This is a genomic window from Pseudoalteromonas sp. B62 (assembly GCF_037162565.1).
Classification (GTDB): Bacteria; Pseudomonadota; Gammaproteobacteria; order Enterobacterales; family Alteromonadaceae; genus Pseudoalteromonas; species Pseudoalteromonas fuliginea.
Map to the genome: position 1 here is coordinate 1,297,426 of NZ_JARLVB010000002.1, position 16,411 is coordinate 1,313,836.

General features: G+C 42.2%; 8 protein-coding genes, 2 tRNA genes, 3 rRNA genes and 2 pseudogenes. 12 read left to right on the forward strand and 3 right to left on the reverse strand.

Annotated elements, in window-relative coordinates; translation table 11 throughout:
* Window positions 1-58 precede the first annotated feature (58 nt).
* From ccoG to P4S71_RS10495, 5 genes and pseudogenes are all read left to right on the forward strand, one after another.
* The gene (gene ccoG / locus P4S71_RS10475) at window positions 59-1,489 is read left to right on the forward strand and encodes a cytochrome c oxidase accessory protein CcoG (RefSeq protein WP_007378565.1); all 1,431 of its coding nucleotides are present in this window, start codon (window positions 59-61) and stop codon (window positions 1,487-1,489) included.
* Window positions 1,490-1,575: 86 nt separating this feature from the next.
* Window positions 1,576-2,550 (forward strand): serine/threonine protein kinase, encoded by a 975-nt coding sequence (locus P4S71_RS10480; protein WP_008137601.1) that lies wholly within the window; start codon window positions 1,576-1,578, stop codon window positions 2,548-2,550.
* A 34-nt stretch (window positions 2,551-2,584) separates the two neighbouring features.
* Window positions 2,585-3,206 (forward strand): annotated as a pseudogene (locus tag P4S71_RS10485) (thiol:disulfide interchange protein DsbA/DsbL).
* A gap of 15 nt (window positions 3,207-3,221) precedes the next feature.
* Window positions 3,222-3,860 (forward strand): thiol:disulfide interchange protein DsbA/DsbL, encoded by a 639-nt coding sequence (locus P4S71_RS10490; protein WP_033031090.1) that lies wholly within the window; start codon window positions 3,222-3,224, stop codon window positions 3,858-3,860.
* A gap of 58 nt (window positions 3,861-3,918) precedes the next feature.
* Window positions 3,919-4,371, forward strand: a complete 453-nt coding sequence (locus tag P4S71_RS10495) for a DUF523 domain-containing protein (protein ID WP_337150621.1) — start codon at window positions 3,919-3,921, stop codon at window positions 4,369-4,371.
* A gap of 10 nt (window positions 4,372-4,381) precedes the next feature.
* Here P4S71_RS10495 and trmA read toward each other — a convergent pair whose 3' ends face one another.
* A complete protein-coding gene (trmA, locus tag P4S71_RS10500; RefSeq protein ID WP_337151613.1) occupies window positions 4,382-5,479 on the reverse strand; it encodes a tRNA (uridine(54)-C5)-methyltransferase TrmA in 1,098 nt (365 codons plus the stop codon).
* A 162-nt stretch (window positions 5,480-5,641) separates the two neighbouring features.
* Between trmA and P4S71_RS10505 the strand changes: the two are divergent.
* Window positions 5,642-6,779 (forward strand): annotated as a pseudogene (locus P4S71_RS10505) (DUF5610 domain-containing protein).
* Window positions 6,780-6,844: 65 nt separating this feature from the next.
* Window positions 6,845-7,645, forward strand: a complete 801-nt coding sequence (gene murI / locus P4S71_RS10510; RefSeq protein WP_337150622.1) for a glutamate racemase — start codon at window positions 6,845-6,847, stop codon at window positions 7,643-7,645.
* Here murI and P4S71_RS10515 read toward each other — a convergent pair.
* On the reverse strand, window positions 7,608-8,087 hold the full coding sequence (locus P4S71_RS10515) for an RNA recognition motif domain-containing protein (RefSeq protein ID WP_007378558.1): 480 nt from the start codon (window positions 8,085-8,087) through the stop codon (window positions 7,608-7,610). The genes murI and P4S71_RS10515 overlap by 38 nt on opposite strands.
* A gap of 641 nt (window positions 8,088-8,728) precedes the next feature.
* Here P4S71_RS10515 and P4S71_RS10520 point away from each other — a divergent pair.
* From P4S71_RS10520 to rrf, 5 genes are all read left to right on the forward strand, one after another.
* Window positions 8,729-10,264, forward strand: a 16S ribosomal RNA gene (locus tag P4S71_RS10520).
* Between the two features lie 76 nt (window positions 10,265-10,340).
* Window positions 10,341-10,417: transfer RNA gene (locus tag P4S71_RS10525), tRNA-Ile, on the forward strand.
* Between the two features lie 50 nt (window positions 10,418-10,467).
* Window positions 10,468-10,543: transfer RNA gene (locus tag P4S71_RS10530), tRNA-Ala, on the forward strand.
* A gap of 305 nt (window positions 10,544-10,848) precedes the next feature.
* Window positions 10,849-13,739 (forward strand): 23S ribosomal RNA (locus tag P4S71_RS10535).
* A gap of 145 nt (window positions 13,740-13,884) precedes the next feature.
* Window positions 13,885-13,999: ribosomal RNA gene (gene rrf, locus P4S71_RS10540) — 5S ribosomal RNA — on the forward strand.
* The 16S, 23S and 5S rRNA genes sit together here with 2 tRNA genes alongside, the layout of an rRNA operon.
* Window positions 14,000-14,304: 305 nt before the next feature.
* On the opposite strand, the gene recG is transcribed toward rrf, so the two are convergent.
* Window positions 14,305-16,386 (reverse strand): ATP-dependent DNA helicase RecG, encoded by a 2,082-nt coding sequence (gene recG, locus P4S71_RS10545; RefSeq protein ID WP_337150623.1) that lies wholly within the window; start codon window positions 16,384-16,386, stop codon window positions 14,305-14,307.
* Window positions 16,387-16,411 lie beyond the last annotated feature (25 nt).

A 16,411-nucleotide genomic window follows, 5' to 3' on the forward strand; every position in this document is an offset into this window, starting at 1 on the left:
GTATAGGGCATTTGAATATTGCTAAACTTTTATTTCCAAGCGGCGTTGAGGAACTTCGATGGACAAACAAATTAAAGTAAAAAACATTCCTGTGGAGGTAAAAATCCAAAAACCGGATTTAAGCCGTCAAGATGACAGGTTTAATCCCCGAAATCGTATTTATGTGCGAGCAGTGAAAGGTCTTCATCAATTATTAAGGCAGCGTATTGGTTTTTTAGGTTTGCTTGCATTTATGGCACTACCATGGATTAATTTTAACGACCAACAAGCTGTGCTGTTTGATTTAATCGGGCAAAAATATAATATTTTTGGTTTAACGTTGTGGCCACAAGATTTCACCATACTCGCGTTCATTTTTATGTTGGCAGCATTTGCGCTGTTTTTAGTGACCACCTTCTATGGGCGAGTGTGGTGTGGCTACACATGTCCACAAACTGTTTGGACCTTTATTTTTATTTGGTTCGAAGAGAAGTTTGAAGGCACGGCTAATCAACGTAAAAAACTTGATCAACGGCCCATGAATTTTGATAAGTTTTGGCGTAAAACGGCAAAACATACTAGTTGGGTATTATTTTCGTTATATACCGCTATTTCCTTTGTCGGTTACTTTACGCCGATAAGAGAGTTACTTCCTGATTTTGTAACGTTTAACGTAGGCGGTTATGCATTAGTAAGCATTATATTCTTTGCTGTGTGTACCTATGGCAATGCCGGTTGGATGCGAGAAATTATGTGTTTACACATTTGTCCTTACTCACGTTTTCAATCAGCTATGTTTGATAAAGACACATACACAGTAACGTACGATGAAAGCCGAGGTGAAAGCCGTGGTCCTCGTTCACGTAAAGTAGACCATAAAGATTTAGAACTAGGCGACTGTATAGACTGTAATTTATGTGTTCAAGTATGCCCAACGGGTATTGATATTAGAAATGGGCTACAAGCTGAGTGTATAAACTGTGGCGCGTGTATTGATGCGTGTGATGGCGTAATGGATAAAATGGAATATCCGCGTGGGCTTATTTCATATACGACAGAGCGAAACCTCGAAACACCTGAAAATAAAACTAATCCACTACGCGCTAAAATCATTGGTTACACAGTTATACTTGTTGTGCTTACGGGGGCGCTTGTAGCTAATATCGCACTGCGTAAAACAATGGACTTTGATATCATTCGTGACCGAAACCAATTATATCGTGTCGATTTTGATGGTTTAGTAGAGAACACCTATACATTAAAGGTAATTAACAAGGCGCAGTACGAGCAAACCTTTAATATTAAAGTACAAGGGTTAGATAACTTTAAATATATTGGTAAGCAGTCATTTACAGTGCAGGCAGGGCAATCTCATAATGTGCCATTGTCGCTTGTAATGGATCCTTATGATTTGAAGGCGCCGATGACAGAGTTTAACTTTGTGCTTTCACCGGTAGATGCGCCGGATGAGACAATATCGCAGTCGAGTAACTTTTTTAAAGCGCGATAATCACAACCTACCTTAAATAGGTAAGTTGATATAGCAATTAACAAAAGCGGGTATATAACCCGCTTTTTATTTTATATAAGAAGAGTATGAGTAAATTTAGTTTTATTGACTTAACACCCGACCTAATACTCGATGCAATAGAAAGCGTAGGTGTGTACGCCGAATCTGGTTTATTGGCGCTCAATAGCTATGAAAACAGAGTGTACCAATTTAAAGCCGATGATGGCCTGCGTTACGTAGTGAAGTTTTATCGCCCAGAGCGATGGAGTAAAGAGCAAATTCAAGAAGAGCATGACTTTGCATTTGAACTAGCAGAAGCGGAAGTACCCGTTGTTGCCCCTATTTTATATAATGGGCAAAGCTTGTTTGAACACGAAGGGTATTTGTTTGTGTTGTTTCCAAGTGTAGGCGGGCGTTTATTTGAGGTTGATAATTTAGATCAGCTTGATGTAATGGGGCGATTAATTGGCCGTATGCACCAAGTAGCTAAAACAAAACCTTTTACTTACAGGCCAACAGTTACCTGTGATGAGTATTTGCATACAGCCAAAGTTCATCTTCAAAAAAGTAACTTAGTGCCCATGGGAATAAATACTGCCTTTTATACTATTTTAGATTTAGTGATAGAGCAGGCGCAAAAACAGTATAAAGATGTGCAAAGTATTCGCTTACATGGTGACTGCCACGTTGGTAATATTTTGTGGGCGGGTGATGCGCTAATGTTTGTTGATTTAGATGATAGCCGTCAAGGTCCTGCAATCCAAGATTTATGGATGATGCTCAGTGGCGATAGAGCGACGCAACTGTTACAGTTAGACACCCTTGTAAATGCGTATGAAGAGTTTTGTGATTTTGATCACTCTCAACTCAAATTAATTGAACCGCTGCGAGCAATGCGTATTATCCATTATATGGGATGGGTAGCTAAACGATGGAGCGATCCTGCCTTTGTGCGGAACTTTACATGGTTTGCTGATGACAAATACTGGGAGCAACAAATTTTAGCACTGAAGGAGCAACTTGCAGCACTGCAAGAAGCGCCGTTAAAGTTATTGCCGTAATATTTTATTTAAAGACAAGTACAACGAGATACAAATGCTTAAAAAATTAAAACTAGGCCTACTACTTCTTTGTTTACCATTTGCGGCATTTGCTGCACAATTTGAAGCTGATAATCAATATACAATTATTAATGCAGAGAAAAGTAAAACACCACAAGTGACGGAATTTTTTCATATTATTGCCCGCATTGCTTTAAGTTTGAACCTGTTGCTCAGGCAATAGAAAAAGCTTACCAACAGGTGCAACGTTTATTAAAAATCATGTTAACTTTTTAGGTGGTGTTTCACCACAGGCGCAAACCAATCTGAGCTTTGCCTATCTGATTGCCAAAAAACATGGGCAAGAAGATGCTATCACAGAGCAAATATTTAAAAGTATTCATGTTCAACGTGCACCATTGACTGAGATGAAAGATTTGAAAAAACTTTTAGAAGTAAATGGCATTGATAGCGAAACGTTTGATAAAGATATGGCAAGCATGCCTATTATTTCAGCTGAGCGTGCATTACAAGATAATCAAAACAAATATTCAAAATTAGGCGCACTTACAGGTGTACCTACTTTTATTGTTAACGATAAATATAAAATTAATATTAATACAATTAAAAGCCAACAACAGTTTGATGAACTAGTTGCGTTTTTATTAGCCTTATAATTTCGGAGCATAATAATGATTAAATTAGTTAAAGCAGGTTTGCTTGCGGTATTACTTCCTATGGCGGCAGCAAGCTTTGCAGCAACGTATGAAGAAGGCGTGCATTACGACGTTGTTTCTGAGCGTGCAACTAAAAAGCCAGAAGTTAAAGAGTTTTTCTCATTTTACTGCCCTGCATGTAATAACATGGAGGCACTAATTGGTGAGTTTAAGCCTAAGCTTGATAAAAACGTTAAATTTAAAAAGAGTCATGTTGATTTTGTAGGTGTACGTGACCCAGAAAACCAACAGATGATGAGCCAAGCACTTGCGACAGCTGAAGTACTCCCACAGAAAGATCAGATTATTTCTGCAATCTTTAATCATATCCATACAAAGCGCGCTAAATTTAATGAGCTTGCAGATGTAAAAGATATATTTGTAGCGCAGGGCGTTGATGGTGATAAGTTTGATAAGCTGTTTAAAAGCTTCTCGGTACGTACGCTGAGCTCTAAAATGAAACGCGATCAAGACTACTTTAAAGAAAAAGGCGCACTACGTGGCGTACCTACCTTTATTGTAAATGGTAAGTACAAGTTAAACCTAGGTCGTGAGTCGGGTATTACTGAACCAGAAGATATTGGAAAATTAATTAATTACCTAGCTAATAAATAAATTTAGCCAAAATAAAAAAGCTCCTTAAGGAGCTTTTTTATTTTATAAGGATATAGCGATGGAAAAAATATTAGTATCGAGTTGTTTACTAGGGCAACCTGTTCGCTACGATGGTAGAGGACACGCAATTTTGCATCCACAGCTTAATTTGTGGCAAAAACAAAATAGATTAATTGTGTTTTGTCCTGAGGTCGCTGGTGGGCTTCCTACTCCTAGAGCTCCTGCTGAAATAATACAGGGGAGTGTAGTTACAAATTTAGGAGAAGATGTAACAGAACAGTTTCAAACTGGAGCTAATATAGCGCTAGAACTCTGTAAAAAGAATCAAGTTCGTTTTGCTCTACTTAAAGAATCGAGCCCTTCTTGCGGACGAAATACAATATATGATGGAAAGCATCGCGGAGTAAAAATCGAAGGACTAGGTTTAACTGCAGCATTATTAATAAAAAATGGTATTCAAGTATTTAGTGAAGAGCAAATACCAGCACTTATAAAAGTACTGGCACTTTAATTTTGGCTGGCTATTTGCGTTGTAAGAAAACGCCCGACTCAATGTGATGTGTATATGGGAACTGATCAAATATAGCAAAGCGCTTAACGTTGTGCGTACGTGCTAAGTGATCAAGGTCACGCTCAAGGGTTTCAGGATTACACGATATATAAATTATGCTTTCGTAGTTAGCCACTAAATCACACGTTAATTCATCCATGCCCGCGCGCGGTGGATCAACTAATATGGTTTGGCAGTCATAGCTTTTAAGGTCAATACCATCTAAACGAGAGAAAGTACGCTCGCCATTCATTGCTTGAGTAAACTCTTCACTCGACATACGAATAATATCTAAGTTCTCTACGTTATTTTTAGCAATGTTGTATTGAGCAGAATGAACAGATGATTTTGATATTTCTGTTGCTAATACTTTATTAAAACAGCCCGCTAACGCAATTGAAAAGTTACCGTTACCGCAATACAGTTCTAATAAATCATTTTTAAGTGGTTTACATAAATCTTGCGCCCACTCCAGCATATTAATATTTACTTTTGCATTAGGCTGAGTAAAGCTATTTTCTACTTGTTGATATATAAGCTCTTGACCATTAACTGTTAAACGTTCAGTTACAAAGTCATCACCTAGTACTTCTTTTTGTTTGCGAGCACGGCCTATAAAGTCAATTTTGTATTTACTGCTAAGCTTTTCTTTAAGTGCTTTAATTTCACTTAACCATTCATCATCCAGTGGTTTGTGATAAAGCAAGCTTACTAAAATTTCACCGCTTAGCGTTGATAGGTAATCGATTTGAAATAACTTACGACGCAATATTTCACAAGGCTTGAGGCTTTCAATCATCACCTGCATTATTTCACCTACTAAAGGCGCTGCTGGATCAAATGTATCAACACGGATTTTTTCTTTTGTTTGTTGATCAAACATAATGTGAAACAGATCGTCACCGTCGTGCCATACTCTAAATTCAGCACGTTGGCGGTAGTTAGTTGGCTCTGAGCTAAATACTTCTAGTTGCTCCACACCAAAACGTTGAAACTGCGCACTAATACGCTGCTCTTTTTCACTTAACTGCGCTTGGTACTGTGTGGTATCTATTTTAATAACTGCCATTAACGCTACTACCTTATCTAAGATCTGTTTATCGGCGCTATTGTAGGGAGCGCTGCGTATTTGTCTAGTTTTGGCTAGCATTTATGCTGTTTTATTGCACATTGTACTTTAGTTTTTATTGTTATAGCCGATAATAAATTACGCACGCTTAGGAGATGTAACATGAAAATAGGTAACTATGGCTTCACGCCAAACAACAACATTAATAAATTCAATAATAAAGCAGATATACAGCAACCTACTATTCAATCTCCCCAAGATAGTTACCAGCAACGTGGTAAAGAATTAGCTGCAAAAGTGCTTGGCGATAAAATGGCTGAGCAGCTTGGATTGCCTATCGCAGAAAAAAGCAGACAAACCACTATTTGATTTTGATGAAATCGTAAAAAACGTACTCGATTTTGTCAGCGGCGCTGTAAATAAAGCAAAAGCTAATGGCGCTAATGATGAAAAGCTTAAAGACATGTTAGGCGATGCGCGCAAAGGAGTCCAAATAGGGATTGACGACGCTGTTGATGAACTCAAAGGTACAGGTGTATTTAATGACGAAATGGAAGAGGGCATCAATAAGTCCAAAGAGGGAATTTACAATGGGCTTGATAAATTTGAAGAGTCGCTATTTAATCCACAACCTGCCAGCGTAAATATAAGTCAGGCTCAATATGTCAGTATGACTAGCAATGCAGAGTATAAATTCACTACCGCAGAAGGCGATGAGGTAAGTATTAGCTTTGCGGATGCATTTGAATCTCAATCGGCGAGTGGCTATCAGAGAAACAGTGATAGTGAATCGTTTGCAAGCTCATCATCGCAATCTCGACAGGTATCATTTTCGATGTCGGTTAATGGTGACTTAAATGAGCAAGAGCAAGAAGCGATTAATGCGATGATGGAAGACTTACAAGATTTAAGTAAAACCTTTTTTGGTGGTGATTTAGATGAAGCATTTGAACAAGCACAAGAGCTGAGTTTAGACAGCGATCAGCTGGTGGCTTTTTCTATGGATTTACGCCAAACAAAAACAATAGCCACAGTTAAAAGCTATGAAGAATATAAACCAGCACCAGAAAAACAAGTAGCAGAGGGTTTAGCCCCTTTTAATGACGACCTTAAAAGTGCTTTTGAAAAAGCGGGTGAACTTGGATTACAAAATCAACTAGCTGGCATTCTACAATGGTTAAATCAAGATCAGGAACAAATAGATAAGTTAGTAGATTACACAAAGTCTATGTTCAAAAACCTTAATCAATTAAATTCAGCGGCCGATGATCTTGCCGATTTAGAAACCACACAAAGCTAAACTACTTTCTTTTATAAATACCTCATGGCAAACTGCCGTTCTTAAAGTAAAGTGGGAACGGTAGTTTGTCAGCGCATATAATGGTCTTTGATTCAGGTATTGGTGGAACTACCGTACTTGAACATATAAAGCACAGTATCCCCAATGCTCAGTACAGCTATTTTATGGATAATGCATTCCTACCTTATGGTGCTCAATCCCAACAAACAATAATCAACCGATTGTGCTCACTTATTCATTTCATCAAAGCCAACACGCTTGACGTTGATTTAATAGTAATAGCGTGTAATACGGCTTCTACATCTGCACTTAGTGCTGTTCGCCAAGTGACAGATATTCCTATAGTAGGTGTTGTGCCAGCAATAAAGCCTGCCGCAGAATTAACACGCTCAAATCATATTGGCTTATTAGCCACACCAGCCACGGTCGCCAGTTCATACACTAAAACATTAATTGCTGAACATGCACGTAATGTAATCGTTAATCTATATAGCAGTGTGGAGTTAGTGACACTAGCTGAGCAACACTTTTTTACAGACTATTTAGATACAAACAAGTTGCACCAAGTGCTTGATGGCCTAAATATAGATAAAGCTATAGATGTACTTGTACTAGGGTGTACGCACTTTCCGATATTAGTAGAGCCGATTAGTCAGTATTTTGAAGGGAATGTAAAATTACTTGATTCAGGTGTAGCGATAGCAAACAGAGTCAACTACCTACTTAACCAACTTAACCTATGTGTGAATAAGCGAACAGACATAAAAAAGCCGCTGCAATATTATGCAACGGCTGATGTGTTTAGCAATAAGCTAGCGGTAAAGCTAGTTACACTGACTGATCCGTCTCAGTACGTAGAGCATTAGAATCGTCTTCTTGTTTTTGTTTTGCTTCACGTACTTTTAAAGTACGTTGTTGGAACTCGCTATCGTTCAAGTTAGCAATTGCATTGTCTGCATCAGCTTGTGCCATTTCAACAAAACCAAAACCACGACGCTTGCCAGTATTTTTATCCTTTAATAAACGAACATTGAATACTTTGCCTTGTTCTTCAAATAATGCACGAACAACACCTTCATTTGCGCGGTAAGGAAGGTTACCAACATAGAGAGTCTTTGTTTTTACTTCGGCTTCTTCAGTTACATCAGACGACATTGCTGCAATAACAAGTGCGCCTACTAACAAACCAACACCAAATAGAAGCGCAGGGTCTAGTGCCAGGCTTGCTAAAGCAAACTTAACAACAACAAAACCAACTACAGCAAGAATAACAGAGAAGATAAAAGCTTTTTGATCGGGTAATTTCATTTTAGATCTACCAATAAACAGGAAATAAACATTAATTTAACATTGTGAACTTGCTATCTTAACGTCTTAATTGAACATAGCAATGATATTTGTATTAAATAATAAAGAAGAGCACAAAAAAACATCGTTTTACTAAGGTTTTAATATGATTTCACTCGGCTCTGTTCTATTTTTGTTCGAACAGTAAAAAGATCTAAAAAAAGGGTTGATCTGTTTTCGGATCTCCCTATAATGCGACCCCACTGAGACGGGAAACGCCGAAGCATAGCAAGGCAGCAACTACTCAGAGAGTTAAATAAAACTTCGGTTTTAAATCTTCCAAAAGAAAGTTTAAAACAAAGTGTTGACTCGAAAAATAAAGGGTGTATTATTCGCATCCCTTGAGACGCTAAAGCGACTCAAAACGTTCTTTAACAATATAAAGCAATCATCTGTGTGGGCACTCGTACAGATTGAGTTCTAACAGCCAAACTACTTATTCTTTATGGGTAATTAGCGAGGCAAACAAATTAGAGTCTCAATTGAAAACTGAGTGACCAACAGAATAGTTATTTAGGTAATTATTCGGCACAGTCAATTCAATATCGAAAGATATTAAAAAATTCAGAATTCATTGAGCTGTCGAAAGACATAAAACTTTTTAATTGAAGAGTTTGATCATGGCTCAGATTGAACGCTGGCGGCAGGCCTAACACATGCAAGTCGAGCGGTAACAGAAAGTAGCTTGCTACTTTGCTGACGAGCGGCGGACGGGTGAGTAATGCTTGGGAACATGCCTTGAGGTGGGGGACAACAGTTGGAAACGACTGCTAATACCGCATAATGTCTACGGACCAAAGGGGGCTTCGGCTCTCGCCTTTAGATTGGCCCAAGTGGGATTAGCTAGTTGGTGAGGTAATGGCTCACCAAGGCGACGATCCCTAGCTGGTTTGAGAGGATGATCAGCCACACTGGGACTGAGACACGGCCCAGACTCCTACGGGAGGCAGCAGTGGGGAATATTGCACAATGGGCGCAAGCCTGATGCAGCCATGCCGCGTGTGTGAAGAAGGCCTTCGGGTTGTAAAGCACTTTCAGTCAGGAGGAAAGGTTAGTAGTTAATACCTGCTAGCTGTGACGTTACTGACAGAAGAAGCACCGGCTAACTCCGTGCCAGCAGCCGCGGTAATACGGAGGGTGCGAGCGTTAATCGGAATTACTGGGCGTAAAGCGTACGCAGGCGGTTTGTTAAGCGAGATGTGAAAGCCCCGGGCTCAACCTGGGAACTGCATTTCGAACTGGCAAACTAGAGTGTGATAGAGGGTGGTAGAATTTCAGGTGTAGCGGTGAAATGCGTAGAGATCTGAAGGAATACCGATGGCGAAGGCAGCCACCTGGGTCAACACTGACGCTCATGTACGAAAGCGTGGGGAGCAAACGGGATTAGATACCCCGGTAGTCCACGCCGTAAACGATGTCTACTAGAAGCTCGGAGCCTCGGTTCTGTTTTTCAAAGCTAACGCATTAAGTAGACCGCCTGGGGAGTACGGCCGCAAGGTTAAAACTCAAATGAATTGACGGGGGCCCGCACAAGCGGTGGAGCATGTGGTTTAATTCGATGCAACGCGAAGAACCTTACCTACACTTGACATACAGAGAACTTACTAGAGATAGTTTGGTGCCTTCGGGAACTCTGATACAGGTGCTGCATGGCTGTCGTCAGCTCGTGTTGTGAGATGTTGGGTTAAGTCCCGCAACGAGCGCAACCCCTATCCTTAGTTGCTAGCAGGTAATGCTGAGAACTCTAAGGAGACTGCCGGTGATAAACCGGAGGAAGGTGGGGACGACGTCAAGTCATCATGGCCCTTACGTGTAGGGCTACACACGTGCTACAATGGCGCATACAGAGTGCTGCGAACCTGCGAAGGTAAGCGAATCACTTAAAGTGCGTCGTAGTCCGGATTGGAGTCTGCAACTCGACTCCATGAAGTCGGAATCGCTAGTAATCGCGTATCAGAATGACGCGGTGAATACGTTCCCGGGCCTTGTACACACCGCCCGTCACACCATGGGAGTGGGTTGCTCCAGAAGTAGATAGTCTAACCCTCGGGAGGACGTTTACCACGGAGTGATTCATGACTGGGGTGAAGTCGTAACAAGGTAGCCCTAGGGGAACCTGGGGCTGGATCACCTCCTTATACGATTTAGAACTTATTTGTTCGTAGTGTCCACACAGATGATTGTTATTGTAAAGAGAACAACACTTATTGTTTTGGGTCTGTAGCTCAGCTGGTTAGAGCGCACCCCTGATAAGGGTGAGGTCGGTAGTTCAAATCTACTCAGACCCACCACTTCTTGTCTAATCAAGAAGATGGTTAAAACAGTAAGTACCAGCATATGTGGGGCTATAGCTCAGCTGGGAGAGCGCCTGCCTTGCACGCAGGAGGTCAGCAGTTCGATCCTGCTTAGCTCCACCACTTTTACTTCTTAAAAATAAATATTCTTTATCGGGCCATTAACCGCCTGAGAATAGAGTGTGTTTAATTTTGAGAGGTTTTTGTATCTCTTGCTCTTTAAAAATTTGGAAAAGCTGATAATAAAATTCTGATGAATACATTGTATTTATCAAGAGTTTTCAAAAGTAAAAAAACAATGGTAGCAGTACCATTGAGTGCCATTTAATTAACGTTTTACGTTGATTGATTGGTATCTACTTTAGTATTCAATATTGACTTCTGGCGAAGTTAAACTGTCACAAAACAAAGACCCGTTTGGGTTGTATGGTTAAGTGACTAAGCGTACACGGTGGATGCCTTGGCAGTTGGAGGCGATGAAGGACGTATTAACTTGCGATAAGCCTAGTCAAGCTAGTAAAAAGCGCTTGAGACTAGGATTTCCGAATGGGGAAACCCACCTGCTTGCAGGTATCGTTAACTGAATACATAGGTTAACGAGGCGAACGCGGAGAACTGAAACATCTAAGTACCCGTAGGAAAAGAAATCAACCGAGATTCCGAAAGTAGCGGCGAGCGAAATCGGAACAGCCCTTAAGCTTATTATGTGTTAATGGAAGGCTGCTGGAAAGCGCCACGATACAGGGTGATAGTCCCGTACATGAAAAGACATTTTAAGTGAAATCGAGTAGGTCGGAGCACGTGAAACTTTGACTGAATATAGGTGGACCATCATCTAAGGCTAAATACTCCCAACTGACCGATAGTGAACCAGTACCGTGAGGGAAAGGCGAAAAGAACCCCTGTGAGGGGAGTGAAATAGAACCTGAAACCGTGTACGTACAAGCAGTAGGAGCCCACTTGTTGGGTGACTGCGTACCTTTTGTATAATGGGTCAGCGACTTATATTTTGTAGCGAGGTTAACCGAATAGGGTAGCCGTAGGGAAACCGAGTCTTAACTGGGCGAATAGTTGCAAGGTATAGACCCGAAACCCGGTGATCTAGCCATGGGCAGGTTGAAGGTTGAGTAACATCAACTGGAGGACCGAACCCACTAACGTTGAAAAGTTAGGGGATGACCTGTGGCTAGGAGTGAAAGGCTAATCAAACCGGGAGATAGCTGGTTCTCCCCGAAATCTATTTAGGTAGAGCCTCGGACGAATACTTACGGGGGTAGAGCACTGTTAAGGCTAGGGGGTCATCCCGACTTACCAACCCTTTGCAAACTCCGAATACCGTAAAGTAATATCCGGGAGACACACGGCGGGTGCTAACGTCCGTCGTGAAGAGGGAAACAACCCAGACCGCCAGCTAAGGTCCCAAAGTCATAGTTAAGTGGGAAACGATGTGGAAAGGCCCAGACAGCCAGGAGGTTGGCTTAGAAGCAGCCATCCTTTAAAGAAAGCGTAATAGCTCACTGGTCGAGTCGGTCTGCGCGGAAGATGTAACGGGGCTAAACTATGCACCGAAGCTGCGGATTCAGAATTTATTCTGAGTGGTAGGGGAGCGTTCTGTAAGCGGTTGAAGGTGTACCGGGAGGTATGCTGGACGTATCAGAAGTGCGAATGCTGACATGAGTAACGATAATGGGAGTGAAAAACTCCCACGCCGGAAGACCAAGGGTTCCTATCCCATGTTAATCAGGGTAGGGTAAGTCGACCCCTAAGGCGAGGCCGAAAGGCGTAGTCGATGGGAAACAGATTAATATTTCTGTACTCGATATAATTGCGATGGGGGGACGGAGCAGGCTAAGCAAGCATAGCGTTGGTAGTCTATGTGAAAGTGAGTAGGGCGTTTGTTTAGGTAAATCCGGACGAACACTAAACCTGAGACACGAGACGAGTCACTACGGTGATGAAGTTGCTGATGCCATACTTCCAGGAAAAGCCTCTAAGCTTCAGATTATATGGAATCGTACCCCAAACCGACACAGGTGGTCAGGTAGAGAATACTAAGGCGCTTGAGAGAACTCGGGTGAAGGAACTAGGCAAAATCGTACCGTAACTTCGGGAGAAGGTACGCTCCTATCTGTGATGAGACTTGCTCTCTAAGCGGACGGGAGCCGCAGTGACCAGGTGGCTGGGACTGTTTATTAAAAACACAGCACTGTGCAAAATCGCAAGATGACGTATACGGTGTGACACCTGCCCGGTGCCGGAAGGTTAATTGATGGGGTTATCCTTAGGGAGAAGCTCTTGATCGAAGCCCCGGTAAACGGCGGCCGTAACTATAACGGTCCTAAGGTAGCGAAATTCCTTGTCGGGTAAGTTCCGACCTGCACGAATGGTGTAACCATGGCCACGCTGTCTCCACCCGAGACTCAGTGAAATTGAAATCGCAGTGAAGATGCTGTGTACCCGCGGCTAGACGGAAAGACCCCGTGAACCTTTACTACAGCTTGGCACTGAACATTGAACCTACATGTGTAGGATAGGTGGGAGACTTTGAAGATGAGACGCTAGTTTTGTTGGAGTCAACCTTGAAATACCACCCTTGTAGTTTTGATGTTCTAACGTTGGCCCCTGAATCGGGGTTACGGACAGTGCCTGGTGGGTAGTTTGACTGGGGCGGTCTCCTCCTAAAGAGTAACGGAGGAGCACGAAGGTTGGCTAAGTACGGTCGGACATCGTACGGTTAGTGTAATGGTAGAAGCCAGCTTAACTGCGAGACAGACACGTCGAGCAGGTACGAAAGTAGGTCATAGTGATCCGGTGGTTCTGAATGGAAGGGCCATCGCTCAACGGATAAAAGGTACTCCGGGGATAACAGGCTGATACCGCCCAAGAGTTCATATCGACGGCGGTGTTTGGCACCTCGATGTCGGCTCATCACATCCTGGGGCTGAAGTCGGTCCCAAGGGTATGGCTGTTCGCCATTTAAAGTGGTACGCGAGCTGGGTTTAGAACGTCGTGAGACAGTTCGGTCCCTATCTGCCGTGGGCGTTTGAGAATTGAGAGGGGTTGCTCCTAGTACGAGAGGACCGGAGTGAACGAACCGCTGGTGTTCGGGTTGTCATGCCAATGGCATTGCCCGGTAGCTACGTTCGGAACTGATAAGCGCTGAAAGCATCTAAGCGCGAAGCAGGCCTCGAGATGAGTTCTCACTAGACTTTTAAAGTCTCTGAAGGGCCGTTGAAGACTACAACGTTGATAGGCAAGATGTGGAAGTGGTGTGAGCCATTAAGCTAACTTGTACTAATTACCCGTGAGGCTTAACCATACAACGCCAAACGCGTTTTATGCGACAGTTTAGACAGAAGTTAATATAACTAAAGTAGATATTACTTAGAAAGACTTAAAAAATATTATCAGATATTTTCCAAATTCAGTTAGTGCGTAGAGATACGGATTAACGCCCAAATTTGCTTGGTGACAATAGCGTTTTGGACCCACCTGACTCCATGCCGAACTCAGTAGTGAAACGAAACAGCGCCGATGATAGTGTAGCATTTGCTATGTGAAAGTAGGACATTACCAGGCTTCAAATTGTAGAGAGCCCGACTAGAAATAGTCGGGCTTTTTTACGTCTGCAGAAAAGTGAAAATAAAAGCGGTAGCCAGAGCCCATACCGAACTCAGTAGTGAAACAAAACAGCTCGAAGGCGAGCCCCACGGAAGGCCGCCACGACACAAAGATAGTGTAGCATTTCACTGTGACTTTCTACCGCTGTGGGTACTACGACATTCTACTGCGTAGCGCACCGACTTCACATTGTAGAAAGCCCGACTATAAATAGTCGGGCTTTTTTACGTCTGCAGAAAAGTGAAAATATATTTCAATGAGGGTTATGCTTGTGCGTAGTTTGACTTATTGCCAAGCCACCTATGAATCAGAGGATCTACATGTTGAGGGTATTGTTTTAGCATTTTCTGCGCGATAGTTCTTACTTGATTAAGTGTTTGTTTGTCGCGCGTTAAGTCTGCAATTTTGAATTCTGCTAAACCAGTTTGCTTTGTGCCGAGAACTTCACCAGGGCCACGAATTTCTAAATCGCGCTCTGCTATCACAAAGCCATCGTTACTATCGCGTAGTACACCTAATCGCTTTTGAGCAGTATGAGACAGTGGTGCGTGGTATAAAAGCACGCAATGCGATGCAGTAGCGCCACGGCCAACTCGCCCACGTAATTGGTGTAACTGCGCTAAGCCTAAGCGCTCAGGGTTTTCTATAATGATTAAGCTCGCATTAGGAACATCTACACCAACTTCAATAACGGTAGTGGCAACTAAAACATGTATATTACCTGCCTTAAACTCGCTCATAATGGCTTGTTTTTCAGCTGATTTCATTCGCCCATGTACTAAGCCTACGTTTAGCTCTGGTAATGCTTCTTTTAATTGCAGTGCACTGTCTTCGGCGGCTTGGCATTGCAGTACTTCAGATTCATCTATAAGTGTACATACCCAATAAACCTGTCGACCTTGCTCGTTACACGCCAATTTAACGCGGGCAATAATATCGTCTCTGCGAGTGTCTGGAAGTGCCACTGTTGTAATTGGCGTACGCCCTGGTGGTAACTCATCAATTACAGAGGTTTCTAAGTCGGCATACGCTGTCATAGCGAGTGTGCGTGGGATGGGTGTTGCAGTCATGACAAGTTGATGGGGATAGCAATCACCAAACTTACCTTTTTCACGCAGTGATAAACGCTGATGAACACCAAAGCGGTGTTGTTCATCAATAACGATAAGCACTAAGTTATTAAACTTAACTTCATCTTGAAATAAAGCGTGAGTACCTACAATCATTTGCGCCTCACCAGAGGCTATTTTTTCAAGTGTTGCTACGCGCTCTTTGCCTTTTGTTTTACCGCCAAGCCAAGCAACGGTTATACCTAGTTGATTAAACCACGTTGTAAAATTAACGCCATGTTGCTCTGATAAAATTTCAGTAGGAGCCATTAAAGCGACTTGAAAGCCCTGCGCAATGGCTGTTAGTGCACTCAGTGCTGCTACTAGGGTTTTACCTGAGCCTACATCGCCTTGTACTAAACGCATCATTGGATACGCGTGTTGCATGTCACCTTTAATTTCAGCAACTACGCGGCTTTGCGCATTTGTGGGTGCAAAAGGAAGTTGCTCTAAAAATTGGCTTTCTAATGTGTTTACCGGATTTAATGCCACGGCTTTAACTTGTTGCCCTTGCTCTCGTACTTTTAATAAGCTGAGGTTTTGAGCAAGTAACTCCTCAAATACAAGGCGCTGTTGAGCAGGGTGAGTACCTTGTTCTAATGCAGTTACATCAACATCATTTGGTGGGCGGTGCAGTAATAATAAAGCGTCACTTAGTGGCATATTTGATGGCTGCCACTGTGAAGGCAGTAGTTCTTCTACTGAATATTTATTTAGTAAATCAATCGCCTGTTCGCTTAAAGCTCTAATCGATAGTTGCTTTAAACCTTCGGTTGTTGAATAAACGGGCGTTAATGTCGTCGCTACAGGTTGCTCGTTAGAGGTATCGCTGATGCTGTATTCAGGATGGCTCATTTCAAAGCCAACACGGCCACGGCGCACTTCACCAAAGCAACGTATTATTTTACCAGCACTAAATGCGTTTTTTTGTGCGGCGGTAAAATTAAAAAATCGTAGTGTTAGCCTGCCAGTACCATCATTGATTTGGCAAACAAGCATGCGCCTTTTACCAAACGTGATTTGGCTTGTTTCAATTGTTGCTTCCACACTTACATGACTATGAAGTAGCAGCTCATTAATTGCGTATAAGCGAGTGCGATCTTCGTAGCGAAGTGGTAAATGAAAGAGCATATCTTGTACAGTTAAAATACCTAGCTTCAACAAGCGCTCGGCCATTTTTGGACCAACCCCTTTAAGTTCTGTTATTGGGTATTGGCTTAAGCTAGGTTTAGACAAATTAGGCTCAACTTTTATTATTTAA

Bases quoted from the DNA above. Each gene is read 5' to 3' on its own strand.
- P4S71_RS10515 (WP_007378558.1), bottom strand. From the start codon at position 8,087: ATGAAATTACCCGATCAAAAAGCTTTTATCTTCTCTGTTATTCTTGCT.
- P4S71_RS10490 (WP_033031090.1), top strand. From the start codon at position 3,222: ATGATTAAATTAGTTAAAGCAGGTTTGCTTGCGGTATTACTTCCTATG.
- trmA (WP_337151613.1), bottom strand. From the start codon at position 5,479: ATGGCAGTTATTAAAATAGATACCACACAGTACCAAGCGCAGTTAAGT.
- P4S71_RS10480 (WP_008137601.1), top strand. From the start codon at position 1,576: ATGAGTAAATTTAGTTTTATTGACTTAACACCCGACCTAATACTCGAT.
- ccoG (WP_007378565.1), top strand. From the start codon at position 59: ATGGACAAACAAATTAAAGTAAAAAACATTCCTGTGGAGGTAAAAATC.
- P4S71_RS10495 (WP_337150621.1), top strand. From the start codon at position 3,919: ATGGAAAAAATATTAGTATCGAGTTGTTTACTAGGGCAACCTGTTCGC.